Origin of the sequence: Vibrio salilacus (assembly GCF_002811245.1) — a bacterium.
Taxonomy (GTDB): Bacteria; Pseudomonadota; Gammaproteobacteria; order Enterobacterales; family Vibrionaceae; genus Vibrio; species Vibrio salilacus.
This window is the reverse complement of sequence record NZ_NIVQ01000016.1, coordinates 1-26,527: the sequence shown is the minus strand read 5'-3', so window position 1 is coordinate 26,527 and position 26,527 is coordinate 1. Positions and strand designations below refer to the sequence as shown.

Annotated in this window: 23 protein-coding genes and 1 tRNA gene; 20 read left to right on the top strand and 4 right to left on the bottom strand. The window is 45.8% G+C overall.

The window, feature by feature from the left end; translation table 11 throughout:
- Positions 1 to 59 precede the first annotated feature (59 nt).
- The 5 genes from miaB to lnt all read left to right on the top strand — a co-directional run bounded on the left by miaB (position 60) and on the right by lnt (position 5,696).
- Positions 60 to 1,484: a tRNA (N6-isopentenyl adenosine(37)-C2)-methylthiotransferase MiaB gene (gene miaB, locus CDZ87_RS11765; RefSeq protein ID WP_100753728.1), complete on the top strand. Its 1,425-nt coding sequence runs from the start codon at positions 60 to 62 to the stop codon at positions 1,482 to 1,484.
- Between the two features lie 94 nt (positions 1,485 to 1,578).
- Positions 1,579 to 2,685, top strand: coding sequence for a PhoH family protein (locus CDZ87_RS11760; RefSeq protein ID WP_100753727.1), 1,107 nt, complete (start codon positions 1,579 to 1,581; stop codon positions 2,683 to 2,685).
- Positions 2,685 to 3,149 (top strand): rRNA maturation RNase YbeY, encoded by a 465-nt coding sequence (gene ybeY / locus CDZ87_RS11755; RefSeq protein WP_100753726.1) that lies wholly within the window; start codon positions 2,685 to 2,687, stop codon positions 3,147 to 3,149. The genes CDZ87_RS11760 and ybeY overlap by 1 nt, the downstream gene beginning before the upstream one ends.
- A 103-nt stretch (positions 3,150 to 3,252) precedes the next feature.
- The gene (gene corC, locus CDZ87_RS11750; RefSeq protein ID WP_100753725.1) at positions 3,253 to 4,152 is read left to right on the top strand and encodes a CNNM family magnesium/cobalt transport protein CorC; all 900 of its coding nucleotides are present in this window, start codon (positions 3,253 to 3,255) and stop codon (positions 4,150 to 4,152) included.
- Between the two features lie 35 nt (positions 4,153 to 4,187).
- Positions 4,188 to 5,696 (top strand): apolipoprotein N-acyltransferase, encoded by a 1,509-nt coding sequence (gene lnt / locus CDZ87_RS11745; protein WP_100753724.1) that lies wholly within the window; start codon positions 4,188 to 4,190, stop codon positions 5,694 to 5,696.
- Positions 5,697 to 5,765: 69 nt separating this feature from the next.
- Here lnt and CDZ87_RS11740 read toward each other — a convergent pair whose 3' ends face one another.
- Entirely contained in the window at positions 5,766 to 6,236 is a 471-nt protein-coding gene (locus CDZ87_RS11740; protein ID WP_100753723.1) for a zinc ribbon-containing protein, read from the bottom strand.
- Positions 6,237 to 6,426: 190 nt separating this feature from the next.
- Here CDZ87_RS11740 and leuS point away from each other — a divergent pair, with 190 nt between their 5' ends.
- From leuS to CDZ87_RS11675, 13 genes are all read left to right on the top strand, one after another.
- Complete coding sequence (leuS, locus tag CDZ87_RS11735; RefSeq protein WP_100753722.1) at positions 6,427 to 9,015, top strand: leucine--tRNA ligase; 2,589 nt, start codon at positions 6,427 to 6,429, stop codon at positions 9,013 to 9,015.
- A gap of 125 nt (positions 9,016 to 9,140) precedes the next feature.
- Entirely contained in the window at positions 9,141 to 9,794 is a 654-nt protein-coding gene (locus CDZ87_RS11730) for an LPS-assembly lipoprotein LptE (protein WP_100753721.1), read from the top strand.
- Positions 9,795 to 9,799: 5 nt separating this feature from the next.
- Positions 9,800 to 10,813 carry a DNA polymerase III subunit delta gene (holA, locus tag CDZ87_RS11725; protein ID WP_100753720.1) on the top strand — a complete coding sequence of 338 codons (1,014 nt, stop codon included), beginning with the start codon at positions 9,800 to 9,802 and terminating at the stop codon, positions 10,811 to 10,813.
- A 64-nt stretch (positions 10,814 to 10,877) separates the two neighbouring features.
- Positions 10,878 to 11,195, top strand: coding sequence for a ribosome silencing factor (rsfS, locus tag CDZ87_RS11720; RefSeq protein WP_100753719.1), 318 nt, complete (start codon positions 10,878 to 10,880; stop codon positions 11,193 to 11,195).
- A gap of 2 nt (positions 11,196 to 11,197) precedes the next feature.
- Complete coding sequence (rlmH, locus tag CDZ87_RS11715; RefSeq protein ID WP_100753718.1) at positions 11,198 to 11,668, top strand: 23S rRNA (pseudouridine(1915)-N(3))-methyltransferase RlmH; 471 nt, start codon at positions 11,198 to 11,200, stop codon at positions 11,666 to 11,668.
- 6 nt (positions 11,669 to 11,674) lie between these two features.
- Positions 11,675 to 13,555, top strand: coding sequence for a penicillin-binding protein 2 (gene mrdA, locus CDZ87_RS11710; protein ID WP_100753717.1), 1,881 nt, complete (start codon positions 11,675 to 11,677; stop codon positions 13,553 to 13,555).
- Positions 13,555 to 14,676, top strand: coding sequence for a rod shape-determining protein RodA (gene rodA, locus CDZ87_RS11705; protein ID WP_100753716.1), 1,122 nt, complete (start codon positions 13,555 to 13,557; stop codon positions 14,674 to 14,676). Before mrdA ends, rodA begins: the two co-directional genes overlap by 1 nt.
- A complete protein-coding gene (locus CDZ87_RS11700) occupies positions 14,677 to 15,456 on the top strand; it encodes a septal ring lytic transglycosylase RlpA family protein (protein ID WP_100753715.1) in 780 nt (259 codons plus the stop codon). It begins immediately after the preceding gene.
- A 90-nt stretch (positions 15,457 to 15,546) separates the two neighbouring features.
- On the top strand, positions 15,547 to 16,725 hold the full coding sequence (locus CDZ87_RS11695) for a serine hydrolase (RefSeq protein WP_100753714.1): 1,179 nt from the start codon (positions 15,547 to 15,549) through the stop codon (positions 16,723 to 16,725).
- 139 nt (positions 16,726 to 16,864) lie between these two features.
- Entirely contained in the window at positions 16,865 to 17,143 is a 279-nt protein-coding gene (gene ybeD / locus CDZ87_RS11690; protein WP_038175479.1) for a DUF493 family protein YbeD, read from the top strand.
- 179 nt (positions 17,144 to 17,322) lie between these two features.
- Positions 17,323 to 17,970 carry a lipoyl(octanoyl) transferase LipB gene (lipB, locus tag CDZ87_RS11685; protein ID WP_100753713.1) on the top strand — a complete coding sequence of 216 codons (648 nt, stop codon included), beginning with the start codon at positions 17,323 to 17,325 and terminating at the stop codon, positions 17,968 to 17,970.
- 28 nt (positions 17,971 to 17,998) lie between these two features.
- The gene (gene lipA / locus CDZ87_RS11680) at positions 17,999 to 18,964 is read left to right on the top strand and encodes a lipoyl synthase (RefSeq protein WP_100753712.1); all 966 of its coding nucleotides are present in this window, start codon (positions 17,999 to 18,001) and stop codon (positions 18,962 to 18,964) included.
- A 145-nt stretch (positions 18,965 to 19,109) separates the two neighbouring features.
- Positions 19,110 to 19,439, top strand: coding sequence for a hypothetical protein (locus tag CDZ87_RS11675; protein ID WP_038175476.1), 330 nt, complete (start codon positions 19,110 to 19,112; stop codon positions 19,437 to 19,439).
- A 69-nt stretch (positions 19,440 to 19,508) separates the two neighbouring features.
- Here the strand turns inward: CDZ87_RS11675 and glyA are convergent, their stop codons facing one another.
- Complete coding sequence (gene glyA, locus CDZ87_RS11670; protein WP_100753711.1) at positions 19,509 to 20,759, bottom strand: serine hydroxymethyltransferase; 1,251 nt, start codon at positions 20,757 to 20,759, stop codon at positions 19,509 to 19,511.
- Positions 20,760 to 21,125: 366 nt separating this feature from the next.
- Between glyA and CDZ87_RS11665 the strand changes: the two genes are divergently transcribed.
- Positions 21,126 to 21,728, top strand: a complete 603-nt coding sequence (locus CDZ87_RS11665) for a YitT family protein (protein WP_100753772.1) — start codon at positions 21,126 to 21,128, stop codon at positions 21,726 to 21,728.
- A gap of 79 nt (positions 21,729 to 21,807) precedes the next feature.
- On the opposite strand, the gene vexH is transcribed toward CDZ87_RS11665, so the two are convergent.
- Positions 21,808 to 24,930 (bottom strand): vibriobactin export RND transporter permease subunit VexH, encoded by a 3,123-nt coding sequence (gene vexH / locus CDZ87_RS11660; protein ID WP_100753710.1) that lies wholly within the window; start codon positions 24,928 to 24,930, stop codon positions 21,808 to 21,810.
- Positions 24,930 to 25,985 (bottom strand): efflux RND transporter periplasmic adaptor subunit, encoded by a 1,056-nt coding sequence (locus CDZ87_RS11655; RefSeq protein ID WP_100753709.1) that lies wholly within the window; start codon positions 25,983 to 25,985, stop codon positions 24,930 to 24,932. Before CDZ87_RS11655 ends, vexH begins: the two co-directional genes overlap by 1 nt.
- Before the next feature lie 287 nt (positions 25,986 to 26,272).
- Between CDZ87_RS11655 and CDZ87_RS11650 the strand changes: the two genes are divergently transcribed.
- Positions 26,273 to 26,357: transfer RNA gene (locus tag CDZ87_RS11650), tRNA-Tyr, on the top strand.
- Positions 26,358 to 26,527: the final 170 nt, after the last annotated feature.

Below are 26,527 nucleotides of genomic sequence, written 5' to 3'. Positions count from 1 at the left end.
GATAATTGTCACACTGGGCAATTTGCTCCCTTAATTTAAACTAACGATCGAGCGAAAACATGAGTAAGAAACTGCTAATTAAAACCTGGGGCTGTCAGATGAACGAATACGATTCATCAAAAATGGCGGATCTACTGAACGCGGCTAACGGCTATGAGCTGACAGAAAAACCAGAAGAGGCAGATGTACTCCTGCTCAACACCTGTTCTATTCGTGAAAAAGCGCAAGAAAAGGTGTTTCACCAACTTGGTCGTTGGAAAACACTCAAAGACAAAAAACAAGGCGTTGTGATCGGTGTTGGCGGTTGTGTTGCTACTCAAGAAGGCGACCATATACGTGAACGCGCGCCATTTGTTGATGTTATTTTTGGTCCACAAACCCTGCACCGTTTACCAGAAATGATTAAGCAGTCGCAAAGCAATCATGCCCCTGTAATGGACATCTCTTTCCCTGAGATCGAAAAATTTGACCGTTTACCCGAACCACGCGCCGAAGGTGCAACCGCATTTGTGTCGATTATGGAAGGCTGCTCTAAGTACTGTACTTACTGTGTGGTTCCATATACACGTGGTGAAGAAGTCAGTCGTCCAATGGATGATGTCCTATTTGAAATCGCCCAACTGGCTGAACAAGGTGTGCGTGAAGTTAACCTGTTGGGTCAAAACGTTAACGCTTTCCGTGGTCCAACTCACGATGGCGAGATCTGCTCTTTTGCTGAGCTACTTCGTTTGGTGGCGTCTATCGATGGTATCGACCGTATTCGTTTCACCACCAGCCACCCGCTCGAATTTACTGACGACATCATTGCCGTTTACGAAGACACACCTGAACTGGTTAGCTTCCTCCACTTACCCGTACAAAGTGGCAGTGACCGTATTTTAACCATGATGAAGCGTCCACATACCGCGATTGAGTACAAATCGATTATTCGTAAGCTACGTAAAGCGCGTCCTGACATTCAAATCAGCTCAGACTTTATCGTTGCCTTCCCTGGTGAAACAGATAAAGACTTCCAAGACACCATGAAGCTGATTAAAGACGTTGATTTCGATATGAGCTTTAGCTTTATCTTCTCACCACGCCCAGGCACGCCTGCCGCAGATTACCCGTGTGACCTGTCCGAAGAAGTGAAGAAACAGCGCTTGTACGAACTGCAACAAACCGTCAACAGCCAAGCGATGCGTTACTCACGTCTGATGTTGGGTACCGAGCAGCGTGTACTGGTCGAGGGTCCATCGAAAAAGAATCTAATGGAGCTTCGCGCACGTACAGAGAATAACCGCGTGGTGAACTTTGAAGGCAGTGCTGATCTCATCGGCCAGTTTGTTGATGTGAAGGTCACCGATGTTTTTGCTAACTCGTTACGTGGTGAACTGATTCGTACTGAAAAAGATATGGATCTGCGCAGCATCATTTCCCCAACGCAAATGATCGCGAAAACGAAACGTCAAGATGAGCTCGGTGTGGCGACTTTTACGCCGTAAGCTTGAAATTATCTCTGTAAGTAACCATCTTAGAGAGGTAGATAAGCCATTGGCAGTCCGGTCTCAATCGGACTGCCACAAATGAGAGGCAACTTTGAGCACTAAAATTATTACGCTAGAGATTAATCTAGAACCTTCAGATAACCGCCGTCTTGCCAGCTTGTGCGGTCCTTTCGACGACAATATTAAACACCTTGAGCGCAGGCTCGGTGTTGAAATCAGCTACCGAGGCAACTTTTTTACTATTGTAGGAAAGCCTCATACCAGTGCTGCTGCATTGGAAATTATCCAAACGCTTTACGTTAATACCTCGCCTGTTCGTGGCAATATCCCAGATATTGAACCCGATGAGATCCACCTAGCGATCAAACAAACGGGTGTACTTGAGCAAAACCTTGAGTCCAATATCGAGCATGGTAAAGAAGTCCTTATTAAGACCAAAAAGGGCGTGATCAAACCCCGCACACCAAATCAAGCTCAATACTTAGTCAACATGGTAACTCATGACATTTCGTTTGGTATTGGCCCGGCAGGGACAGGTAAGACTTACTTAGCCGTAGCAGCGGCGGTAGATGCACTGGAGCGCCAAGAAATTCGTCGTATTTTGCTAACCCGCCCTGCGGTTGAAGCTGGCGAAAAACTCGGTTTTTTACCCGGCGATTTAAGTCAAAAAGTGGACCCATATCTGCGCCCACTTTACGACGCTTTGTTTGAAATGCTCGGCTTCGAAAAGGTCGAGAAGTTGATTGAGCGCAACGTGATTGAAGTTGCACCTTTGGCCTACATGCGCGGCCGGACACTCAATGACGCGTTCATTATTCTCGATGAGAGCCAAAATACCACGGTGGAACAAATGAAGATGTTCCTGACCCGTATTGGTTTTAACTCGCGCGCAGTAATCACCGGTGACATTACTCAGATTGACTTACCACGCGGCGCAAAATCGGGCCTTCGCCATGCTATTGAAGTACTAAGCGAAGTCGATGATATTAGCTTTAACTTCTTCCAAGCCGACGACGTTGTTCGTCACCCAGTGGTCGCGCGCATCGTCAACGCTTATGAAAAATGGGAAGCGCAAGATCAAAAAGAGCGTAAAGAGTTTGAGAAGAAACGTCGTGAAGAGCGTGAAGTTCAACTGATTGAAACCGCTAAAGCGGAACTGACCAAACAAGTTCAAGCAGAAGTGACTGAAGGTAAATAATGAGCATTCAACTCGATCTACAGTTTGCGGTTGAAAATGAAAAAGGGCTTCCGACTGAGCACGATTTTCAAACTTGGCTCGATAAAACGATCATTCCGTTCCAGCCGCAAGCGGAACTGACCATTCGTATTGTCGATGAGCAAGAGAGCCACCAGTTAAATCATGACTATCGTGGTAAAGATAAGTCAACTAACGTGCTGTCTTTTCCCTTCGAAGCCCCTCCGGGTATCGAGCTTGACTTGCTAGGTGACTTGATTATTTGTCGTCAAGTGGTTGAACGTGAAGCTATCGAACAAAATAAACCTCTTATGGCGCACTGGGCGCATATGGTTGTACATGGTAGCTTGCATCTGCTAGGTTATGATCATATCGACGATGACGAAGCCGAAGAGATGGAGTCACTCGAAACAGAAATTATGCAAAGCATGGGGTTCAATGACCCCTACATTGCAGAAAAAGAGTAACGTTGATCATCTGGGTTGAACGCGTTTTCGCAGTTTGCCCGCACCATTAACGTCACTAATGTGTGCTATCACACTTCTGATAGCGTTACTAGTTTGAGAAACAATGAACGAAGACAATTCGCCCTCTTCTCTAGAAGGTAAGAAAGAAAAATCTGAAGGTCCGAGTAGAAAGTCCTTCTTCGGACGCCTAGGTCAATTATTCCAAGGTGAACCTAAAGATCGCCAAGAGCTCGTCGATGCCATTCGCGACTCGGAAGAAAATGACCTAATCGACCATGACACTCGAGATATGCTTGAAGGTGTGATGGAGATTTCTGAGATGCGCGTGCGCGACATTATGTTGCCGCGTTCGCAAATGGTTACTGTCGATCGAAGTGACGACTTAGACACTTTGATTAACCTTATCACAGGGGCTCAGCACTCACGCTACCCAGTGATCAGCGAAGACAAAGACCATGTAGAAGGCATTCTGCTTGCGAAGGACTTACTGAAATACTTAGGCTCAGACAGTGAACCTTTCAACATTGAGCAGGTCATACGTCCTGCCGTCGTTGTTCCTGAGAGCAAACGCGTCGATCGTCTGCTTAAAGAATTCCGCCAAGAGCGTTACCACATGGCTATTGTGGTCGATGAATTTGGTGGCGTATCAGGGCTGGTGACCATTGAAGATATCCTCGAAGAAATTGTTGGGGAAATTGAAGATGAGTTTGATGACGAGGAAGAACTCGACATCCGTAAGTTAAGCAAACACACCTTTGCGGTGAAAGCGCTAACCACGATCGAAGAGTTTAACGATACCTTTGGTACCTCTTTTAGTGATGAAGAGGTCGATACCATCGGTGGCATGGTCATGACCGCTCTGGGTCACTTACCCTCGCGTGGTGAAGTGGTCGGCATTGACGGCTACAACTTCAAAGTAACCGCCGCCGATAACCGCCGCGTGGTTCAATTACAAGTTACCATACCAGACGAAGAGTCAGCTTTAAACGTAGTTGGCGAGTAACGCAACGCTCCTTATGGAGAATCAAGATAAGTCCGATGATAAGTACACTATTTCATCGCCTAAAACGGCCGCTCGCGGCCGTTTTTGTTGGCGCTTTAACCACCCTTGCCTTCGCGCCCTATCAAATTTGGCCGCTGGCAATCGTCTCTCCGACACTTTTGCTGCTACTTATTCACAAGCAAAGCCCAAAACAATCACTGACGCTTGGTTACTTTTGGGGGATAGGTCAGTTCGCGACTGGCATTAGCTGGGTTCACGTTAGCATAGATAACTTTGGTGGCATGCCCCAAATTGCCAGTGTGGTACTGATGGCGCTACTGGTCGGCTATTTAGCCATCTACAGCGCATTGTTTAGCTGGAGTTTAAACCGCTTTTTTCCGCAATCTAAGCGTTCACGTTTACTGCTTGCTGCACCTGCATTGTGGCTTATTTTTGATTGGCTGCGCGGCTGGGTAATGACGGGGTTCCCTTGGTTATGGCTTGGCTACAGCCAGATTGATGGCCCACTCGCTCATTTTGCACCGCTTGCCGGTGTTGAGTTAATCACGCTGTTGTTAATTATCTGCAGTGGCGCTATCAGCTACGCTATGCTGCACCGAAAGTGGTCAACACTGGTTGTTCCTGCGGTCATCTTATTGTCTGGCTTTGCACTCCAATCGGCCCAATGGGTAAGCCCACGAGACAGCGAACCAACCAAAGTCGCCCTCATCCAAGGCAATATCGCGCAAGAACTTAAGTGGCAGCCTAGCCAACGCTGGCCAACCATAATGAAATATACCGATCTGACCCGAGACAACTGGGACGCGGATATTATCATCTGGCCTGAAGCGGCTATCCCAGCGTTTGAGTTTGAGATATCGTCGTATCTCAGCAACCTAGATTCCGCAGCAGCCATGAATCACAGCACGATTATCACTGGCATAGTCAATCAAGGTGACAATAAAAAGTTCTATAACAGCATTTTGACCCTAGGAAAAAAGCCGCAGTTAGGTTACCAGTATGATATGGAGCAGCGCTACCACAAGCACCACCTACTGCCATTTGGTGAGTTTGTCCCATTTGAAAGTGTACTGCGCCCTATCGCGCCCTTTTTCAACTTACCCATGTCCTCTTTTTCCCCAGGTGACTTCATTCAGCCTAATATCGATGCTAACGGCAAACAGCTTGCACCGGCTTTATGTTACGAAATCATTTTTAATGAACAGGTAAGACGAAATATTACTGATGATACTGACTTTATCCTCACCTTATCGAATGACGCGTGGTTTGGCCGCTCTATCGGGCCGCTGCAACATATGGAAATCGCGCGGATGCGAGCACTAGAATTGGGTAAACCGGTAATACGTGCAACCAATAATGGTATTACCGCAGTCACAGACTACAAAGGTCATATCATTGCCAAGGTGCCTCAATTTGAGACGGCCGTATTGCGCGCAGAAATACCGTCAATACAAGGTGACACACCTTATCGACATTTGGGCTCCTGGCCTATTTATCTGTGGGTCGTATTGAGCTTGATCGCCGGATGGCGCTTAAAAGGCTAACCAGTAACAGATTAAGGGTTAATGGATAACATCAACCCTTGGTTTTTATCTTACAGCTAGAGCGTGCCGTTACGGCTTGAGTGGCTGACGGCTAAAGCCCTTACAACCGCATTTAATGCAGGGAATAATCACTGTCGGATGGTTGTAGTGAGTTTTATGACCACAATCGTCACAAACTAATACCCCAAGACCAATCACTTCACCAACTTGGTAGAGCCCTTGATGCTCTAAATCTTCAAATAACTCGACCCACTCGACTTTCGTTCTATCGGTAATTTCAAGTAGCCCTTGCCAGATAGAGTCAGCGATCATCAGATAAAATGGCCCGCTTTTAGATTGTTGATAGCTATCGGCAAACTCTTTTAAATCCGATTTAACGTACGCCGACACCAGCGAAAGCTCATCTTTAGATAAATCATTGGCCGCCTTTGCCACTTGCCCCGATTTCTCGAGCACATGATTGATTTCTTCGGGGCTGTGTTTCAATGTTTCAACCACATCCTCAAGCATCTCTTCATAACCTGCTTTTCGTTTTGGCATAGCGGATCTCCATGATGAATTACATCAACCTGTTCATAATCGCACCTCAGGTGATCACTCAAGGCAGAGTTAAGACGATGTGACTATGGATTGACTATTGTTGTGCACCTTTCCTTTAGGTATTCTATGACGATCTATTAATGTCTGTTCTAACCGAACTCACAAATTCCAAGATAACCGGATATCATCGATGCAAGAACAATATAACCCGCAAGATATTGAACAGAAAGTTCAACAGCACTGGGATAACAACAAAACGTTTGTTGTCAGTGAAGACCCAAACAAAGAAAAATTCTACTGTCTGTCTATGTTCCCATACCCAAGTGGCCGACTGCACATGGGTCACGTGCGTAACTATACTATCGGTGATGTGGTATCTCGTTTTCAACGTCTGCAAGGTAAAAATGTTATGCAACCTATCGGTTGGGACGCATTTGGTCTACCAGCAGAAAATGCAGCCGTAAAAAATAATACTGCTCCTGCGCCATGGACTTATGAAAATATTGAGTACATGAAAAACCAGCTTAAACTGCTCGGTTTTGGCTACGACTGGAATCGTGAGTTTGCGACCTGTACGCCTGAGTACTACCGTTGGGAACAAGCATTTTTCACTAAGCTTTACAACAAAGGCCTAGTGTATAAAAAGACGTCATCGGTAAACTGGTGTCCAAATGACCAAACAGTATTGGCCAATGAACAAGTAGAAGATGGTTGTTGCTGGCGTTGTGATACGAAAGTCGAACAGAAAGAGATTCCGCAGTGGTTTATTAAGATCACTGAGTACGCACAAGAATTGCTTGATGATCTTGATAATCTTGATGGTTGGCCAGAAATGGTTAAAACCATGCAGCGTAACTGGATTGGCCGCTCTGAAGGGGTTGAACTGCGATTTGCCTTGAAGGATGGTGAAGTAAACGGTCAGCAAGATCTAGAAGTGTACACCACCCGTCCTGACACACTTATGGGTGTGACTTACGTAGGCATCGCCGCAGGTCACCCACTTGCTGCCATTGCTGCCGAAAATAACCCTGAGCTTGCCGCATTCATCGATGAGTGTAAGAACAGCAAAGTCGCTGAAGCTGAACTGGCAACAATGGAAAAGAAAGGTATGGCGACTGGCCTTACTGCTATTCATCCATTGAACGGCCGTGAGGTTCCTATTTACGTGGCCAACTTTGTTCTGATGGATTATGGTACAGGCGCAGTCATGGCGGTCCCAGCTCACGATCAACGTGACTACGAGTTCGCGACTAAGTACGGCATCGATATCATCCCTGTAATCAAACCTGAAGACGGTTCTGAGCTAGATGTTTCTGAAGCGGCATACACTGAAAAAGGCATATTGTTCGATTCTGGTGAATTCGATGGCCTTGCGTTCCAAGAAGCGTTCAACGCAATTGCAGCAAAGCTTGAAGCTGAAGGCAATGGTAAAAAGACAGTAAACTTCCGTCTTCGTGACTGGGGGGTGTCTCGTCAACGTTACTGGGGGGCACCAATCCCAATGGTCACGACTGAAGACGGCGAAGTTCACCCAGTACCAGCAGACCAACTACCCGTTATTCTTCCTGAAGACGTGGTCATGGACGGCGTAACAAGCCCAATCAAAGCAGACAAAGAGTGGGCAGAGACCACCTTTAACGGTGAGCCAGCTCTGCGTGAAACGGATACGTTCGATACCTTTATGGAATCATCTTGGTACTACGCTCGTTACTGTTCACCACAAGCTGACGACATTCTAGACCCAGAAAAAGCCAACTACTGGCTACCGGTTGACCAATACGTTGGTGGTATCGAGCACGCTTGTATGCATCTACTTTACTCGCGTTTCTTCCACAAGCTTCTACGTGATGCAGGTTATGTCACCTCTGATGAACCATTCAAGCAGTTACTATGTCAAGGCATGGTTCTAGCTGATGCGTTTTACCACACCAACGAGAAGGGCACCAAAGAGTGGGTTGCTCCAACGGATGTAACGATTGAACGTGATGGTAAAGGTCGCATCGAAAAAGCTGTCGACAACCAAGGTCGCGAAGTTGATCACTCAGGCATGATCAAAATGTCTAAGTCTAAGAACAACGGTATCGACCCACAAGAGATGGTCGACAAGTATGGTGCAGATACCGTTCGTCTATTTATGATGTTTGCCTCACCTGCTGACATGACTCTTGAGTGGCAAGAATCTGGTGTTGAAGGTGCAAACCGCTTCCTTAAGCGAGTTTGGAAACTGGTTCACGCTCACTCGTCTAAAGGAGCTGCTGAATCGGTTGATGCTTCTGCTCTATCTGGCGTTCAAAAAGCACTTCGTCGCGATATCCACAAGACTATCGCCAAAGTAACGGATGATATCGGCCGTCGCCAAACGTTCAACACCGCCATCGCTGCAATCATGGAACTGATGAACAAACTGGCGAAAGCACCTCAAGAATCTGTCCAAGATCGTGCGATCCTTGATGAAGCGCTAAAAGCGGTCGTTCGCATGCTTTACCCAATGACTCCGCACATCTGTTACGAAATGTGGATTGCTCTTGGCGAAGCAAACATTGACTCAGCAACATGGCCAACGTTTGACGAGAAAGCCCTAGTTGAAGACGAAAAGACTATTGTTGTCATGATCAACGGTAAGCTACGTGCAAAACTAACCGTTGCTGCTGACGCAACAGAAGAGCAAGTTCGTGAGCTTGGCCTGAACGACGAGAATGCTAAGAAGTTCCTAGATGGCTTAACTATCCGTAAAGTTATCTTCGTACCTGGCAAGCTTTTGAACATCGTGGCGAACTAATCATCGCTCACTAACGTTAAAGCAGGGCGCACTGCCCTGCTTTACTTATCTTAACACTTTAGCAGCTCTGCTTGAGGTAGAGTTTTAAGATAAGTATTCCAATAATCATCGAGAGCCATCAAACTATGTTCCCTCTACGAGTAAGAGCACTATTTACTACACATTCAATCAAAATGACCACCCTCGTTCTCGCTGCCTCTTTGTTGTCGGCTTGTGGCTTTCATCTGCGTGGTGATTACTCGGTTCCTGATGAACTTGAGACAATGTCACTGACCAGCTATGACCAATACAGTAGCTTTACCCGTATGATGAAAGGCCAGCTACGTATGAGTGAGATTGACGTTGTGCCACCCGCGGCCAATGTGCCTAACTTGCACTTGATTAGCGAAGGCGTTGGCGAGCGCACCCTGTCTTTATATCAAAATACCCGTGCCGCTGAGAAAGAGTTAACCTTTAGAGCCTCTTACCGCGTGACGCTACCTGAGCTCGGCGCAAAAACATTCTCAACCAGCGTGACGCGCAGCTATCTCGATAACCCGCTCACCGCACTGGCGAAATCCGTCGAACGTGACATGATCGAAGATGAAATGCGTAAATTGGCCTCTGCGCAAATTATTCGCCAAATGGCGCGTTTAAAAGCCGACATTGAAGCCAACGAAATCCTAGAGTCAGAACAAGAAGTTCAACTTGGCGCAGAAGAAGAGCAATACCAGATCAAGACGCTCTATTCTGATGAGGCTCAGAACTCATCGTCTACTCACACCAATGTGAATCCATAACTGTTATGCGAATTTTCGCTGATCGATTGACAGAGCAGCTCAATAAGCGACTCGACCCTATTTACCTGATCTTTGGTAATGAGCCCTTGTTGGTGCAAGAGTCTCGTCAAGCGATACAACAAGCGGCATTGGCGCAAGGATTTGAAGAGCGCCATCGTTTCGCCGTCGATAACTCACTCGACTGGAATCAAGTCTATGACTGTTGCCAGGCGATGAGTCTATTTTCCGCGCGCCAAGTGATTGAGCTTGAATTGCCAGAAAGCGGCGTTAATGCCGCGATTAGTAAAGAATTGCTCGCCATCGCCTCTGTGTTGCATCCAGATATTCTCTTGTTGGTAATTGGTACTAAGCTAACCAAAGCGCAAGAAAACGCAAAGTGGTTCAAAACGTTAAACCAACATGGTTGCTGGGTCAGTTGCCTAACCCCCGACATTCAGCGATTACCACAATTCGTCCAAGCGCGCTGCCGTAAATTGGGCCTAAAACCCGACCCTGAAGCGATACAAATGTTGGCGCAGTGGCATGAAGGAAACTTGTTTGCTCTGACTCAAAGTTTAGAAAAACTGGTTCTACTCTACCCTGACGGTGAGTTGAACTTAGTTCGCTTGGAGCACGCACTAAGTCGTCATAACCATTTCACTGCATTTCATTGGGTCGATGCGCTATTGGCAGGAAAAGCCAAACGCTCACAGCGGATATTAAGACAGCTTGAAGTAGAAGGCGTCGAAGCGGTGATTCTAATTCGAACCTTACAAAAAGAGCTCACCCAGCTAATGAGTATGGCGAGCTTAATGCAAAGTCAGCCAATGGGGCAGATTTTCGAACACTATCGAATTTGGCAATCTAAACGCCCACTCTACTCTGCGGCTTTGCAAAGGCTCAGTTTATCCAACCTCACAAAGCAACTACAGTTGTTGGCGCAAGCTGAAGTGACGGTAAAAACGCAATATGAGCGATCATGCTGGCCATTATTGCATCAGTTAAGCTGCGAGCTATGCTTGCCGTCAGTGCGGATATGAAAAGCGTGCTATAATTCGCCGCCGTAAAAAACAGTTAATCACCCAGAATAATGAGGGCAAGACCTTGCAACTTGAACAGTTAAACGAATTATTAATCGACAAAATGGATGATATGAAAGCACAAGATATCAAAACCATTGATGTGCGAGGTAAATCAAGCATTACTGACTTCATGATTGTCTGTACCGGAACCTCTAAACGTCATGTCGCGTCAATCGCCGAGCATGTGGCCAAAGAATCAAAAGTGCTCGGTATCGAACCTCTTGGTATTGATGGTCAAGAACAAGGTGAATGGGTTGTACTCGACATGGCATCAACCATTGTCCATGTCATGCAAGAAGAGCAACGCGAGCTCTATCAACTTGAGAAGCTTTGGAGCTAATCATGAAGATCCAGCTTATCGCTGTCGGAACCAAAATGCCAAAATGGGTTGAAGAAGGATTCCAAGAGTATCGTCGCCGTTTTCCACATGATATGCCACTTGAGCTGGTGGAAATAAGCGCCGGAAAACGTGGCAAAAATGCCGACATTGCAAGAATTCTGCAAAAAGAAGGTGAAGCGATGCTGGCGGCCGTGCCAAAAGGCAACCGAATTGTTACTCTCGACATCCCGGGGAAAAAGTGGGATACCCCACAACTGGCAGAGCAATTAGAAAGCTGGAAACTCGACGCCAGAGATGTCTCTATTTTGATTGGCGGACCAGAAGGATTATCACCAGATTGTAAAGCCGCGGCAGATCAAAGCTGGTCTTTGTCTGCGCTAACACTGCCTCATCCTTTGGTGCGTATTGTCATGGCAGAGAGTCTTTATCGAGCGTGGAGCATTACTGCCAACCACCCATACCATCGAGAATAAACGTAGATGTTAAGGAAACGTACCCAGTTTAGGGATTACCATGAAGAAGCGCGATTATTTAAAAATCGCGCTGTTTTTGCTTTCATCGGTATTATCGCCATGATTGGTGTACTGATCACTAACCTCTACAACATTCAGATCAATCAATACCAAGACTATAAAACTCGCTCTAACGACAACCGGATTAAAGTGGTACCCATTGCGCCAAACCGCGGTCTGATCTATGACCGAAATGGCAAACTACTCGCCGAGAACCGACCGGTTTTTAGCTTGGATATTATTCCAGAAAAAGTTAAAGACATGGATGACACCATCCTACGTTTGCAACAATTTCTCACCATTACTCCAGAGCAAATTGAGCGTTTCAATAAAGAGCGTCATCAGGCACGTCACTTTAAATCGGTACCAATACTCACTCAGTTAACTCAAGAGCAAGTGGCTAAATTTTCTGTTCAGCAACACAATTTTCCAGGCGTTAGTATAAATGCGGCCCTGAAACGTCATTATCCATACGGTGAAGTTCTTACTCATGTTATCGGCTATGTCTCTAGAATTAACGATCGAGATATGGAGCGTTTGAAACGTCAAGAACGTGCAGCGAATTACCAAGCCACTCGGGATATTGGTAAACTGGGTATTGAGCGATTTTACGAAGATGTCTTACATGGTACAGCGGGATATCAAGAGGTTGAGGTAAATAGCCGAGGCCGAATTATTCGCACTTTAAAATACGTCCCTCCAGTCGCCGGGAAAGACATTGTGTTAAGCTTAGATATTGAATTACAGCTTTATGCGCACAAACTACTCAATGATCGCAGAGGCTCAATTGTAGTCCTAGATCCGCAAGATAACGGCGTGCTTACCATGGCGTCTAGTCCAAGTTATGATCCCAACCCTTTCGTGCATGGTATTTCTAATACCGAGTATAATGCCTTACTCAATGATCCTGATAGACCATTGGTCAATAGAGCGACATTAGGCATTTATCCTCCAGGTTCAACAATTAAGCCTTTTATTGCTGTTGCTGCGCTTCAAGAAGGTGTTATTACGCCTTCGACTACACGCAACGACCCAGGGTATTGGGTCATCCCAAATTCTAAAACACGACCGTTTAGAGATTGGTTACGCTGGGGGCATGGACGTGTTGATATTACTCAGGCCATTGAGGAGTCTGTCGATACTTTCTTTTATCAGATAGCATACGACTTAGGTATTGATCGTCTATCTCATTGGATGACCAGGTTCGGTTTCGGGGACTACACTGGTTTAGACATTTACGAAGAAGGCAAAGCCAATATGCCAACACGTGAATGGAAAATGGCGCGCCATAGGACCCCTTGGTATCAAGGTGATACGATTCCAGTCGGCATTGGCCAAGGGTATTGGACATCGACGCCCATGCAAATTGCTAAAGCAACGTCTGTACTCGTCAATCACGGCAAAGTCATCGCGCCACACTTGTTACGCTCAACACTCAACAATGGCGAGGCGCTGAATAAACAACAGCTATCAGCACTTGAAACGGCACCGCCGATTGATGAAGTGCCTCAGCGCTATTGGGACATCGCAATCAATGGTATGCGACTTGTCAACCATGGTAAAAAAGGGACGGCTCGCCGATCATTTACGCATTTAAAATACGTTAGCGCCGGAAAATCCGGTACCGCGCAAGTCTTCGGCTTGGCTGAAAATCAAGTTTATAATGCCGATGAGTTAGCCGAACACCTCCACGACCATGCTCTATTTACAGGCTTTGCACCAGTTGATGATCCCAAGCTCGTTGTGACCTTAGTCCTTGAAAATGCAGGTGGTGGTTCGAGCAATGGAGCACCTGTTGTGCGTAAAATATTTGATCGCGCTATTTTAGGTAAAGAGGCTGAAAAATAATGGAATTGGATCCTTCAACCGGCCAAAATCGCGCCATGTTTGAGCGTTTTCATATTGATCTACCATTGCTACTCGGTATTTTGGTTTTGATGGGGTTCGGTCTTGTGGTGATGTATAGCGCCAGTGGCCAAAGCTTCGCCATGATGGACAGACAAGCAATGCGTATGGCTCTCTCTCTCTGCATTATGCTGTTACTTGCACAAATTCCGCCACGTACTTACGAAGCTCTCGCCCCTTTAATGTTTATCGGTGGTGTGGTATTACTGCTCGGAGTGCTGTTTTTTGGTGAAGCATCAAAAGGTGCACAGCGCTGGCTCAACTTAGGTTTTGTCCGCTTTCAACCATCAGAACTGCTTAAACTGGCGGTGCCGTTAATGGTTGCTCGATATATCGGCAAGCGTCCACTTCCCCCCTCACTACAAACGCTAGTGATGGCATTAGTGATGGTACTTGTACCAACGATTTTAATTGCTAAACAACCTGATTTGGGCACCTCTATCTTAATTGCAGCTTCAGGTATCTTTGTTATCTTCTTAGCAGGAATAAGTTGGAAGATCATCTTCGCTGCGGTGTGCGGCGTCGGGGCTTTTTTGCCTGTGTTATGGTTTTTCTTAATGCGTGAGTACCAGAAAGTCAGGGTACGAACGCTGTTCAACCCAGAATCCGATCCCCTCGGCGCAGGTTATCACATCATTCAAAGTAAGATTGCGATTGGTTCCGGAGGCTTATCAGGCAAAGGTTGGTTACAAGGCACCCAGTCTCAACTCGAATTTCTTCCTGAGCGCCATACCGATTTCATTTTTGCGGTAATAGCTGAGGAATGGGGCATGATAGGTATCTTAGTGTTACTCAGCCTTTACCTCTTTATTATTGGTCGTGGTTTGATGCTAGCCAGTAAAGCACAAACCGCATTTGGGCGCATGATGGCAGGCAGCATCGTATTGAGCTTCTTCGTTTACGTATTCGTCAATATTGGCATGGTCAGTGGCATCTTGCCTGTGGTAGGTGTACCGCTACCTCTCATCAGTTATGGCGGCACCTCAATGGTGACCTTGATGGCTGGTTTTGGCATCTTAATGTCAATCCACACTCATAGAAAAGCATTCTCAAAGGCAATTTAAATGACTCATAAGCCCCTTATCGCCGCGGCGATTATTCTATTAATAACCGCGCTCGCGGGTTGTTCCTCATCGAGTCGCTACAGCATTGATGACGATGTCGCTCCCGATGCGCCGATCAATGTCGACCATATCGAAGATGCTACACCACAATATGAGTCGTACAGTTTAGGGGGCAATAGTGATTACACCCTACGTGGGCAGCGTTATAACATCATCAAACAGCCCAAAGGGTTTAATCAGCAGGGCACGGCATCTTGGTACGGTAAAAAATTTCACGGCCACCTGACCTCCAATGGCGAAATCTATGATATGTATTCAATGTCAGCCGCGCATAAAGAACTGCCGATTCCAAGCTATGTAAAAGTGACGAACCAAGATAATGGTAAAACCGCCATCGTAAGAGTCAATGACCGTGGTCCGTTTCACCAAGGGCGCATTATTGATCTGAGTTATGCAGCAGCCATTAAGCTAGATGTCATCCGCACTGGTACCGCCAATGTGAGTATTGAAGTGATTAGCGTTAATAAACCCTCTCAACCTCGCCGTAATAAATCACTTCATCAATACGTGATACAAGTTGCTTCATCACAGCATAAAGACCGCATTGAAACTTTAGCGCAAGATCTGAGTCAAAAGCTTGCAGTAAAAAGCCATGTTGGTTCTTCAGACAGCTTACATCGCGTTTTTTTAGGCCCTTTTAGCGACTATATGTCGACTCAAAAAGCGCTTGAACAAGTGAAAGCGCTCGGTTATACCAGTGCTTTTGTTAAATCTCGTTAGTCTTCAATCCAGTGTTTCCATTGAGCAACACTGATTTGAGTGATTGATTCTGTTAAGATATGGACAGTTAAAGATAATTCTGTAGTGACTATGAAAAAAACAACGCTAATTAAAACCGCCTTTGCATCTTCTATTGCACTTTCTGCAACGTTCGCATCGAGTGCTTTCGCATCACCTATTGTGGTTCCTGATGCTCCTCAAATCGCGGCAAAAGGCTATGTTCTGATGGACTTCCATTCAGGCAAAGTGCTTGCAGAAAAAGAGATGAATACTAAGCTCTCACCAGCGAGCTTGACCAAGATGATGACTAGCTACGTCATTGGCCAAGAACTTGAGCGCGGCAATATTTCACTGCAAGACGATGTGACCATCAGTAAAAATGCCTGGGCGAAAAACTTCCCTGACTCGTCGAAAATGTTCATCGAAGTGGGTACCACCGTTAAAGTGGACGAGCTCAACCGTGGCATTATCATTCAATCAGGTAACGATGCTTGTGTTGCGATGGCTGAGCATATTGCCGGTTCAGAAGATGCCTTTGTCGATCTGATGAATGCTTGGGCCGATACCATCGGAATGAAAGATACTCATTTTGCCAACGTCCACGGTTTAGACAATCCAAACCTCTACTCGACCCCTTATGATATGGCACTGCTTGGTCGCGCGTTGATTCGTGATGTGCCCGACGAATATCGCATCTACTCTGAAAAGAAATACACTTACAACGGCATCACCCAATACAACCGTAATGGTCTGCTTTGGGATAAGAGTATGAACGTTGACGGTATCAAAACCGGCCATACGAGCAATGCTGGCTATAGTTTAGTCAGCTCAGCAACTGAAGGTAAAATGCGTTTAGTTGCGGTCGTAATGGGCGCACGGGATACCAATGCCCGTAAATCAGAAAGTAAAAAACTACTTAGCTATGGCTTTCGCTTTTTCGAAACTGTTGCGCCACACAAAGCAGGTGAAACCTTTGTTGAAGAAAAAATCTGGATGGGCAATAAAGACACCGTTGCGCTTGGCTTAGATCAAGACACATACGTAACCCTTCCACGCGGCCAGGCGAAAAGCTTGCAAGCAAGCTTTATCCTTGAAAAGGAGCTTGAAGCACCAGTAATGAAAGGCGATGTAGTTGGTAAGCTATACTACCAACTAGAAGGGGATGACATTGCTGAGTACCCTCTTCTTGCTCTTGAGGATGTTGAGCAAGGCAGCCTATTTAGCCGCCTGTGGGATTACATTGTAATGCTAGTTAAGAGCTTCTTGTAATTCATACAGTTAGTTTATAAAGAGCCGCCTAGTGCGGCTTTTTTCATTTACCTCACTATCGTGGCAGCTTGAGATCCTTGTCAATTGGCAGTACTATTTCGCGCTGATAACGACGATTTTCTAAACTTGGAGTTCCAAAATGCTGAACATTAACTCAGATGCAAAGCTGAAAGACCTGCTTGAGTTCCCTTGTTCTTTCACATACAAGGTCATGGGCCACGCGAAGCCAGAACTGCCAGAGAAGGTTCTAGCAGTGATTCAACGTCACGCTCCAGGTGATTACAGTCCTTCAGTCAAACCAAGTGCGAAAGGTAACTACCACTCAGTCTCAATCAACATCACAGCGATATCGATTGAACAGGTAGAAATTCTGTATAAAGAACTGGGTGAAATCGACATAGTACGTATGGTTCTATAATTTAATTTGATTTAATCAAAATTTTTTGAAAGCAGCGCGAGCTGCTTTCTTTTTATAGATCAAATAGATAGAAAGACAATGGCATTACTAAGGTTAAAAATGTGTTGCTGAGATATAGAGCCTTATGCAGAAGCAGTTTATAATCCTTTCACTTTATTAATCGACGATGGAAGTAAGCAATGCACAACCAGCTTGTAATAAAACATCTAGGAAGACAGGATTACGAGCCAATTTGGCAAGCAATGCATAACTTTACCGACAATCGAACGGACAACACGCCCGATGAAGTATGGCTGGTCGAACATAACCCTGTATTTACTCAAGGACAAGCCGGTAAAGCGGAACACCTACTGAATACCGGTGATATTCCTGTTGTTCAAAGTGATCGTGGCGGTCAAGTGACTTATCACGGCCCAGGCCAACTGGTCGCCTACTTCCTAATTAACCTTCGTCGTAAAAAACTCGGTGTACGAGATCTCGTCACGCATATCGAGAACCTCGTAATTCATACCCTAAAAGCATACAATATTGACGCCGCGGCCCGTCCAGATGCTCCCGGCGTTTATGTCGACGGTAAAAAGATCTGCTCTTTAGGACTAAGAATCCGCAAAGGTTGTTCATTTCACGGCTTAGCTCTGAATGTCAACATGGACCTTTCTCCTTTTCAGCGCATTAATCCCTGTGGGTATGCCGGTATGGAGATGGCTCAGGTCAGCCAATTGGGTGGACCTGATAATATCGCTCAGGTTGAAAATAAGCTAGTCGAAGAGCTAGTCGCACTGCTTGGTTATGAGCAAGTGAACACTGTCTCACTAACCAATCAATAGACCATCAGCAATGAGAAGTAAGAGAAGCATGAGTAAACCAATCCAAATGGAAAAAGGCGTTAAATATCGTGACGCTGATAAGATGGCATTGATCCCTGTAAAGAACATGCCAACCGAGCAGAAACAAGTTCTTCGTAAACCTGACTGGATGAAGATCAAACTGCCAGCAGATAGCCAACGTATCCAAGACATTAAGTCAGCGATGCGCAAAAATAACCTGCACTCTGTTTGTGAAGAAGCATCATGCCCAAACCTTGCTGAATGTTTCAATCACGGCACGGCGACCTTCATGATTCTTGGCGCCATTTGTACTCGTCGCTGTCCATTCTGTGATGTTGCCCATGGTCGCCCACTGGCTCCGGAAAACGATGAGCCTAAAAAACTGGCGAAAACCATTCAAGACATGAAGCTAAAGTACGTGGTCATCACCTCTGTTGACCGCGATGATCTTCGTGATGGTGGTGCGCAGCATTTCGCTGATTGTAATCGCGAGATCCGTGAGTTGAACCCAAACATTAAGATTGAAACTTTGGTTCCCGACTTCCGCGGCCGTATGGACGTAGCGCTTGAGCTGATGAAAGACAATCCGCCAGATGTGTTTAACCACAATTTAGAAACGGCTCCTCGCCTGTACCGTAAAGCTCGTCCGGGAGCCAACTACAAATGGTCGTTAGAGCTGTTACAGAAATTCAAACAACAACACCCTAATATTCCGACTAAATCAGGCTTGATGATGGGCTTGGGTGAAACCAAACAAGAGATCATAGAAGTTCTGCAAGATTTACGTGCACATGGTGTAACTATGCTGACTCTCGGTCAGTACCTTGCTCCGAGCCGTCACCACTTACCAGTCGAGCGTTATGTACCACCATCAGAGTTCGATGAACTCAAAGAAATCGCGCTTGAACTAGGCTTTACCCACGCAGCTTGTGGCCCCTTTGTACGTTCTTCGTACCACGCCGACCTTCAAGCACAAGGCGTTGAAATTAGCTAAACGATATTCAACTTTAATAAATAAGCTGACTAATAAGTCAGCTTTTTTTATATCGCTTATTGAATCAAACTGCACTCTTATATAGTCTAACCACTAACCAATATCTATTCGTACAATAATCAAATAGACCATCCAAGGATCTCCTATGAAAACATTTGGACTGATTGCGTTAACGGCATTAGTGGCAGTGACAGCGGGTTGTGCTTCAAACACCGATCAAGATAACTTCCGTGAAGCGTCATTCGAATTGTGCAACACCGAAGTGGATATTTACTCAGTCAGTGATGATGGCCGTGTGCGTATCGTCTGTTCTGATGGTTCTAAATTTGCCCTGACCAGCGAAGAAACGCTCAGCACAATGCGAGATATCAATATCGACTATTGTGATGGTGAAGGGTTAGGTAAGTTTAATGAAAGTAGCAAGTACTACTCGTTTAGATGTAAGTCAGGCACTTTGTTGAGCCTGCCAAAGTAACGGGTAACCCAACGTCAGCGGAAAAAATAGCCTCCATCGTGGAGGCTATTATGATCTTGTGCAGAGCAATTAAGCGTAAACAGGTAGGCGCTTACAGATCGCTAGAACTTTTTGTTTGGTCGCTTCAACGACATCTTGTTGACCGATGTTATCTAGAACATCACACATCCAATTCGCAAGCTCTTTCGCGTCTTCCTCAGTGAAACCACGACGAGTGATCGCCGGTGTACCAATACGGATACCTGAGGTCACGAATGGGCTACGTGGATCATTCGGCACTGAGTTCTTGTTAACCGTGATGTTCGCAGAGCCTAGTGCTGCGTCAGCATCTTTACCTGTGATGTCTTTGTCAATTAAGTCAACGAGGAACAGGTGATTTTCAGTACTATTAGAAACAATCTTATAACCACGTTCTTGGAACTGGCCGACCATCGCTTTGGCATTTTTAACAACACGCGCTTGATAGGCTTTAAACTCAGGCTCCATCGCTTCTTTGAATGCCACCGCTTTACCAGCAATAACATGCATTAGAGGGCCACCTTGACCACCTGGGAAAACCGCGGAGTTGAGCTTCTTGTACATATCTTCGCCAGCATTTGACAAAATCAAACCGCCACGAGGGCCTGCTAACGTTTTGTGTGTTGTTGTCGAAACAACATGGGCATGAGGAACTGGTGTTGGGTATTCGCCAGCAGCAATAAGACCCGCAACGTGCGCCATATCGACAAACAAGTAAGCATCTGCCTTGTCGGCAATTTCACGCATACGCTTCCAATCAACGATTTGAGAATACGCAGAGAAACCACCGATAATCATCTTCGGCTTATGCTCGAGTGCCAGTGCTTCCATTTCGTCGTAGTTGATTTGACCCGCTTCGTCGATACCGTAAGGGATAACGTTGTAGTGCTTACCCGAAAAGTTAACCGGTGAACCATGAGTCAGGTGACCGCCGTGTGCCAAGCTCATACCAAGAACTGTATCGCCAGGATTAAGCAGCGCCATGTACACGGCACTGTTAGCTTGAGAGCCTGAATGTGGCTGAACATTGGCATATTCGCAGCCAAACAGCTGACAGGCACGATCAATCGCTAATGTTTCCGCCTTATCAACATACTCACAGCCACCGTAGTAACGCTTGCCTGGATAGCCTTCAGCGTATTTATTAGTGAGCTGGGAGCCTTGCGCTTCCATTACACGTGGGCTGGTGTAGTTTTCAGAAGCGATAAGTTCAATGTGTTCTTCCTGGCGAAGAGTTTCTTCTTGGATAGCTGCGAACAGTTCCGCATCGTAATCTGCGATGTTCATATCACGCTTTAGCATCTGTATCTCCTGACTCAGATTAAGACTTAATGTGGCAAAAAAACTGACATTTGATCCTTATAATTTGCGCATTTATTGCCGCGCAAACGTTTGCATCAAGCTAATGACGCGCATTCTACATAATTTGATCTGGGTCATAAAGAGAAAAATTCATTTTTTCTCATGCCGTTTTTTCATAATGCTTTACGAAGAATATCATGTTGGGCATTTCTCTCGCCTTAGAACAAGAGAAGTGTCAATTTTGTCCTTTACACTCCGTAAAACCATAATTACATAGATTTACCTTAAATTTCATCCCCAAGCTATCGAAATCCTTATTTTTTACATAGTATGCTCGCCATTATTTACTCGATAAATTTAAAATTGATGGAAAAACACTCACGTAAAGAAGATTGGATCGCTATTCTAACTGGCACTTTTCTCGTCGCCCAAGGCTTCTTCTTCCTCCAATCCGCCTCGCTTCTTACCGGAGGTACCGCCGGACTGGCGCTTCTTGCAAGCCAAATCACCACCTTATCGTTGGGAACGCTCTATTTTGTAGCCAATAGCCCTTTCTATCTATTGGCTTGGCGACGCTTTGGTACCCGCTTTGCAATTAATAGCGCGATTTCAGGTGCACTGGTCTCTGTTTTTACTGATCATCTCTACCTTGTGATCAGTCTCGAAGCCATCAATCCGGTTTACTGCTCTGTGGCGGGTGGTTTGCTGATGGGTTTGGGTATGCTAATTCTGTTTCGTCATCGATCGAGTTTGGGTGGTTTCAATGTGTTGTGTCTGTATATTCAAGATAAATTCGGTATCTCGGTTGGGAAAACTCAACTCGCGATTGATTTTTCGATCTTGCTCGGCTCACTGCTATTTGTCTCACCTCAAACTATCCTGTTATCGATTATCGGTGCTGTCGCGCTCAACCTGGTACTTGCGATGAATCATAAACCGACTCGCTATTCAGTCAATTACGGCCAATAACTTAACCCCACTTCAAATCCAAGTTATAAAAAAGCCCGCATTTATCGCGGGCTTGGTTCTATCTATCTTGTCTTCTGGGTTAACTGAGCTCACCATGTGATGCTCGCGCTTTTACATCAAGATCCAGTTCTTTATTCAGTTCGGCTTCAACATGACCAGGCGACTGAGTTCGAGCAGACACTAGACGATACATCGCCGGAATGACGAATAAAGTAACCAAAGTGGCAAAAGCCATACCAAAGAAAATCACCGTACCGACAGACACGCGGCTCTCATAACCGGCCCCTGAAGAGAGAATCAGTGGAATCGCCCCTGCAAGCGTTGTAAAAGCAGTCATCATGATCGGACGTAAACGACGCGCTGACGCATCAATGATCGCTTTTTCAAATTCAATGCCACGGTCACGCAACTGATTGGTAAACTCGACGATCAGAATACCGTTTTTAGTCACCATACCAATCAACATGATCATGCCAATTTGACTATAGATGTTTAGCCCTTCTCCCATCGCAATCAAACCCAAGAAACCACCAAAAACACCCATAGGTACTGTTAGCATCACCACCAAAGGGTTGATAAAGCTTTCAAACTGAGCAGCCAATACCAAATAAGCCACCAATAAAGCGAGACCGAACACCACCAGCACACTCGATTGATTCTCTTTATAATCTTTTGATTCGCCTGAATAGCTTACCGAAAGATCACCTGGCAGCATATCAATCGCTTGCTGATCAAGATAATCCAACGCTTCACCCAAGGTGTAACCTTCTGATAAGTTAGCCGTAATGGTGATCGACTTTTGCTTATTGTAGTGCGATAAGCGAATCGACGATGCAACCTCTTCAATCTTGGTTACGGCATCCAATGTCACCAACTCGCCTGAAGAGGTACGCATATAGATTTGGCTCAAATCTTCAGCATTGTTAAAGCTGTTTTCATCACCACGCAGATAAACATCGTACTCTTCACCACGCTCGACAAAAGTGGTTTCACTTTTACCGCCTAACATAATCTCTAAGGTATCGGAAATATTCTTCACGCTGATGCCAAGTTCTGCAGCGCGTTGCTTGTCGATAGTGACGACCAATTCCGGGGTTTTCTCTGAGTAGTTAATATCGGCCCCTTCCATATAAGGCGATGCTTCCGCTAACTGCTCAAGTTTTTCAGCCCACATACGAAGCTCTGGAAAGTCAGAGCCGCCCAATACAAACTGTACCGGCTCACTAGAACCACCTCTAAAGCCCGGCGTAAATGGGAACACCCGCACATCGGCAATCCCAGCCAGCGCTTTACGCACTTCACCCAAGGCTTGCTGCGCGTTCAGCTCTCGCTCGTTCCAATCGTCTAGGATCATAATCACAAAGCCCGTCTGATCACCGGCATTACCACCAAAGGCTGGTGACTGAATACTGAATGACTTGAGGAAGCCTTGACCTAATAAGGGTAACAAGCGCTGCTCAATCACATCCATATTCTCAGCCATGCGGTTATAGCTGGTGGCGTCCGCGCCGCGTACAAACGCAAAGATCACGCCACGGTCTTCAGAAGGAGTCAGCTGAGAGGGTACCTGCTGCATTAGTCCCCAACTTCCGCCAATACAGGCCGCAATCACAATCGGTGCCACCCACTTCCAACGCAGGGCGAGTGTTAATGAACGGCGATAACCTGACTCTAAATAACCGAACAGACGATCAATAAACAAATTAAAACGACTCGGTTTTACATTGGCTTTGAGTAATTTACTGCCCAGAACAGGCGTTAACGTTAACGCGATTAACGAAGAAAAAATCACTGACATCGCCAACAGCACCGAAAACTCGGTAAACAGCAGACCAACCATACCATCCATAAAAGAGATTGGCAGAAAGACCATGACGAGCACAAGTGTCGTGGCAACAACAGCAAAGCCGACCTCACGTGTGCCTTTATAAGCCGCCAACAGTGGTTTCTCACCTCTTTCGATGTGATGGAAAATGTTTTCGACCACCACAATGGCATCATCGACCACCAAACCTATCGACAAAATCAGCGCCATTAAGGTGATCAGGTTAATCGAAAAACCGAAGTAGTAAGCGGCAATAAAAGAGGAAATCAAAGACACTGGCACCGTTACTGCAGGAATCAAAGTTGCTCTGACTTGGCCGATAAAGATATACAACACTAGAATCACCAATCCCCCAGTAATAAATAGCGTGTTGTACACCTCCGAGATTGAGCGCTCGATAAACACCGTCGAGTCATAATCAATCGCCAAACGGGTACCTTCAGGTAAAAACTTTTGAATATCATCAACTTGTTTATGCACTAACTCAGCTACATCGAGCGGGTTGGCATCAGACTGAGGCACTATCCCCATGCTGACATTGACCACACCATCGCTTTTAAAGGTTGAGTTTTCGTTTTCTGCGCCAATGTAAACGTCGGCAACATCACGCAGATAAATGGGGGTATTGTCGCCAGCACGCTTGACCACTAGGTATTCAAAATCTTGCGCTTGCTTATAACTGCGCGCTGTTCTGACCGACATTACAATTTGATCATTACGCACTTCTCCACCTGGGCTCTCAAGGTTTTCATTGCGCAGTGCAGAGGTAATGTCTGAAGTAGTCACCCCCCGGCCAGCCATTTGATCAGGCTTAAGTTTGACGTACATAACTTTGTACAAACCGCCAGAAACGTCGACTGAACTCACCCCCGAAATCAAACTAAAACGATCGAGTAAGACCCGCTCAACATAATCGGTCAATTGCGTTCGATCCATCTCAGACGAGCTCAAGTTGATATACACTGAGGCTTGCCCTGAACCATTGTTCTTGTACACCACAGGATCGTCGGCTTCATCAGGAAGTGAACGCTGCGCACGCGCAACCGCATCACGAACATCGCTTACGCCAGTATTGAGGTCATAACCCAATTCAAAGGTGATGGTAATGCGTGACATACTATTACGTGTCGTCGATTCAATCTCATCAATGCCACTAATCCCAGACAGCTGATCTTCTAGAACCGACGTAATCTGACTCTCAATGATGGTCGCTGATGCACCTTCATAACGCGTACTGATCGACACAACTGGGTTTTCGATGTCTGGCATCTCGCGCACCGCGAGCTTACTAAAAGAAACAATACCAAAGACACACAGCAGCAAACTCAACACCACAGCGGCAACCGGGCGTTTGACAGAAATATCAGACAGCAGCATTAGTTCACTCCTTGCTGACTAATTTTAGCGTTTTGACCAAGCTCTTTGACTTCAACGCCATCGCGCATATTGACGATACCTTGAACGACGATTTTATCGCCAATCGCGATGCCCTGCTCAATAACCACTTGGTTTTCAATCCGAGCGCCTAAGCTCACTTCGGTTCGCGTTGCTTTATTGTCTTCATCTACCACATAGACGTAACGTTTAGTGCCTGAGTACTCCAGCGCTTGTACCGGGATAATCGGCGCTTCAATCGCTGGGAAGTTCATATCTGCGGACACGAGCATCCCCGGTTTAAGAACTAAGTCTGGGTTAGGAAAATGAACACGAACTCGCAAGTTTAGCGTCTGTTGATTAATACGAGAGTCAATCGCGACCAATTCACCGACAAACACTTGACCAGGCCAAGCTGCGGTAGTGGCGCTGACTTTCATTCCTTTAGCCAGTTGAGAGAGGTAACGCTCCGGTACTTGCAAATCAAGTTGCATCACCGAAAGGTTGTCGAGCGTGATGAGCTCACTGCCCGCTGTCACCATTTTGCCGCGGCTAAAGTCAATCAAGCCGACCGTGCCTGCAAAGGGAGCGGTAATATGCAAATCTTTTAAATTAGCGTTGGCGGCATCAAGACGAGCTTGAGCAATGTCCACGTTGGTTTTCTGCGCATTGATCGCGGTCTGTGTAATTGCGCTACTTTTTACCAGTCGTTCATACTCTTGCAAAATACGCTGCTGATCTTTCAAATACGCTTTGGCTTCAGCCAATGCCGCCCGTGATTTATCGTCATCAAGCTTTATCAATAACTGTCCTTTATTGACCTTTTGGTTGGCATTGACCGCTATCACGTCAATCTTGCCTGTCACTTCCGATGAGATCATCACCGCTTGCTCGGCATCCATTTTTCCCACTAAAGCCAACGACTGAGATACTTGATGGATTTGCACCGGTTCAGTCACCACCGTCACTGCTGACGATTTTACTCGGTTAGCAAAAGAACTCGGCGCTGCAACAAGCATAGACACGGAGAGTAAACTCAGAATAATTTTATTTTTCATGATTTAGATTCTGCATAAATAAACTCGATATATTGTAGCGAGTTATACGGATTAAAAACGTCAAGGAATGTAAAGAACGAGAAATAATATGTAAGCAAAGTCGTTGATTGTTTAGCCTTTGTGGTTGATTTTCACCATCTTTGCCCAAAAAGACATCATTCAGCGTAAAATTATAGGAAAAACGCTTTACAGCTTTTACGAGTTTGCTATCATGCGCTCCGCACTTGAGCAATGTGTTGGGAAAACATTTCTTAAGCTTATTCCTGTTAGGAATAGAAAAACACCCTGGAGGGGTTCCCGAGTGGCCAAAGGGATCAGACTGTAAATCTGCTGGCACTGCCTTCGATGGTTCGAATCCGTCCCCCTCCACCATATTTTCCTTGCGATTTTCTTGCGGTGTATAAACCTCTGGATAAATTGCGAGAAACCTTGATTAGCGTGTTGGGAAAATACTAATTAAGCTTATTCCTGTTAGGAATAGGAAAATACCCTGGAGGGGTTCCCGAGTGGCCAAAGGGATCAGACTGTAAATCTGCTGGCAC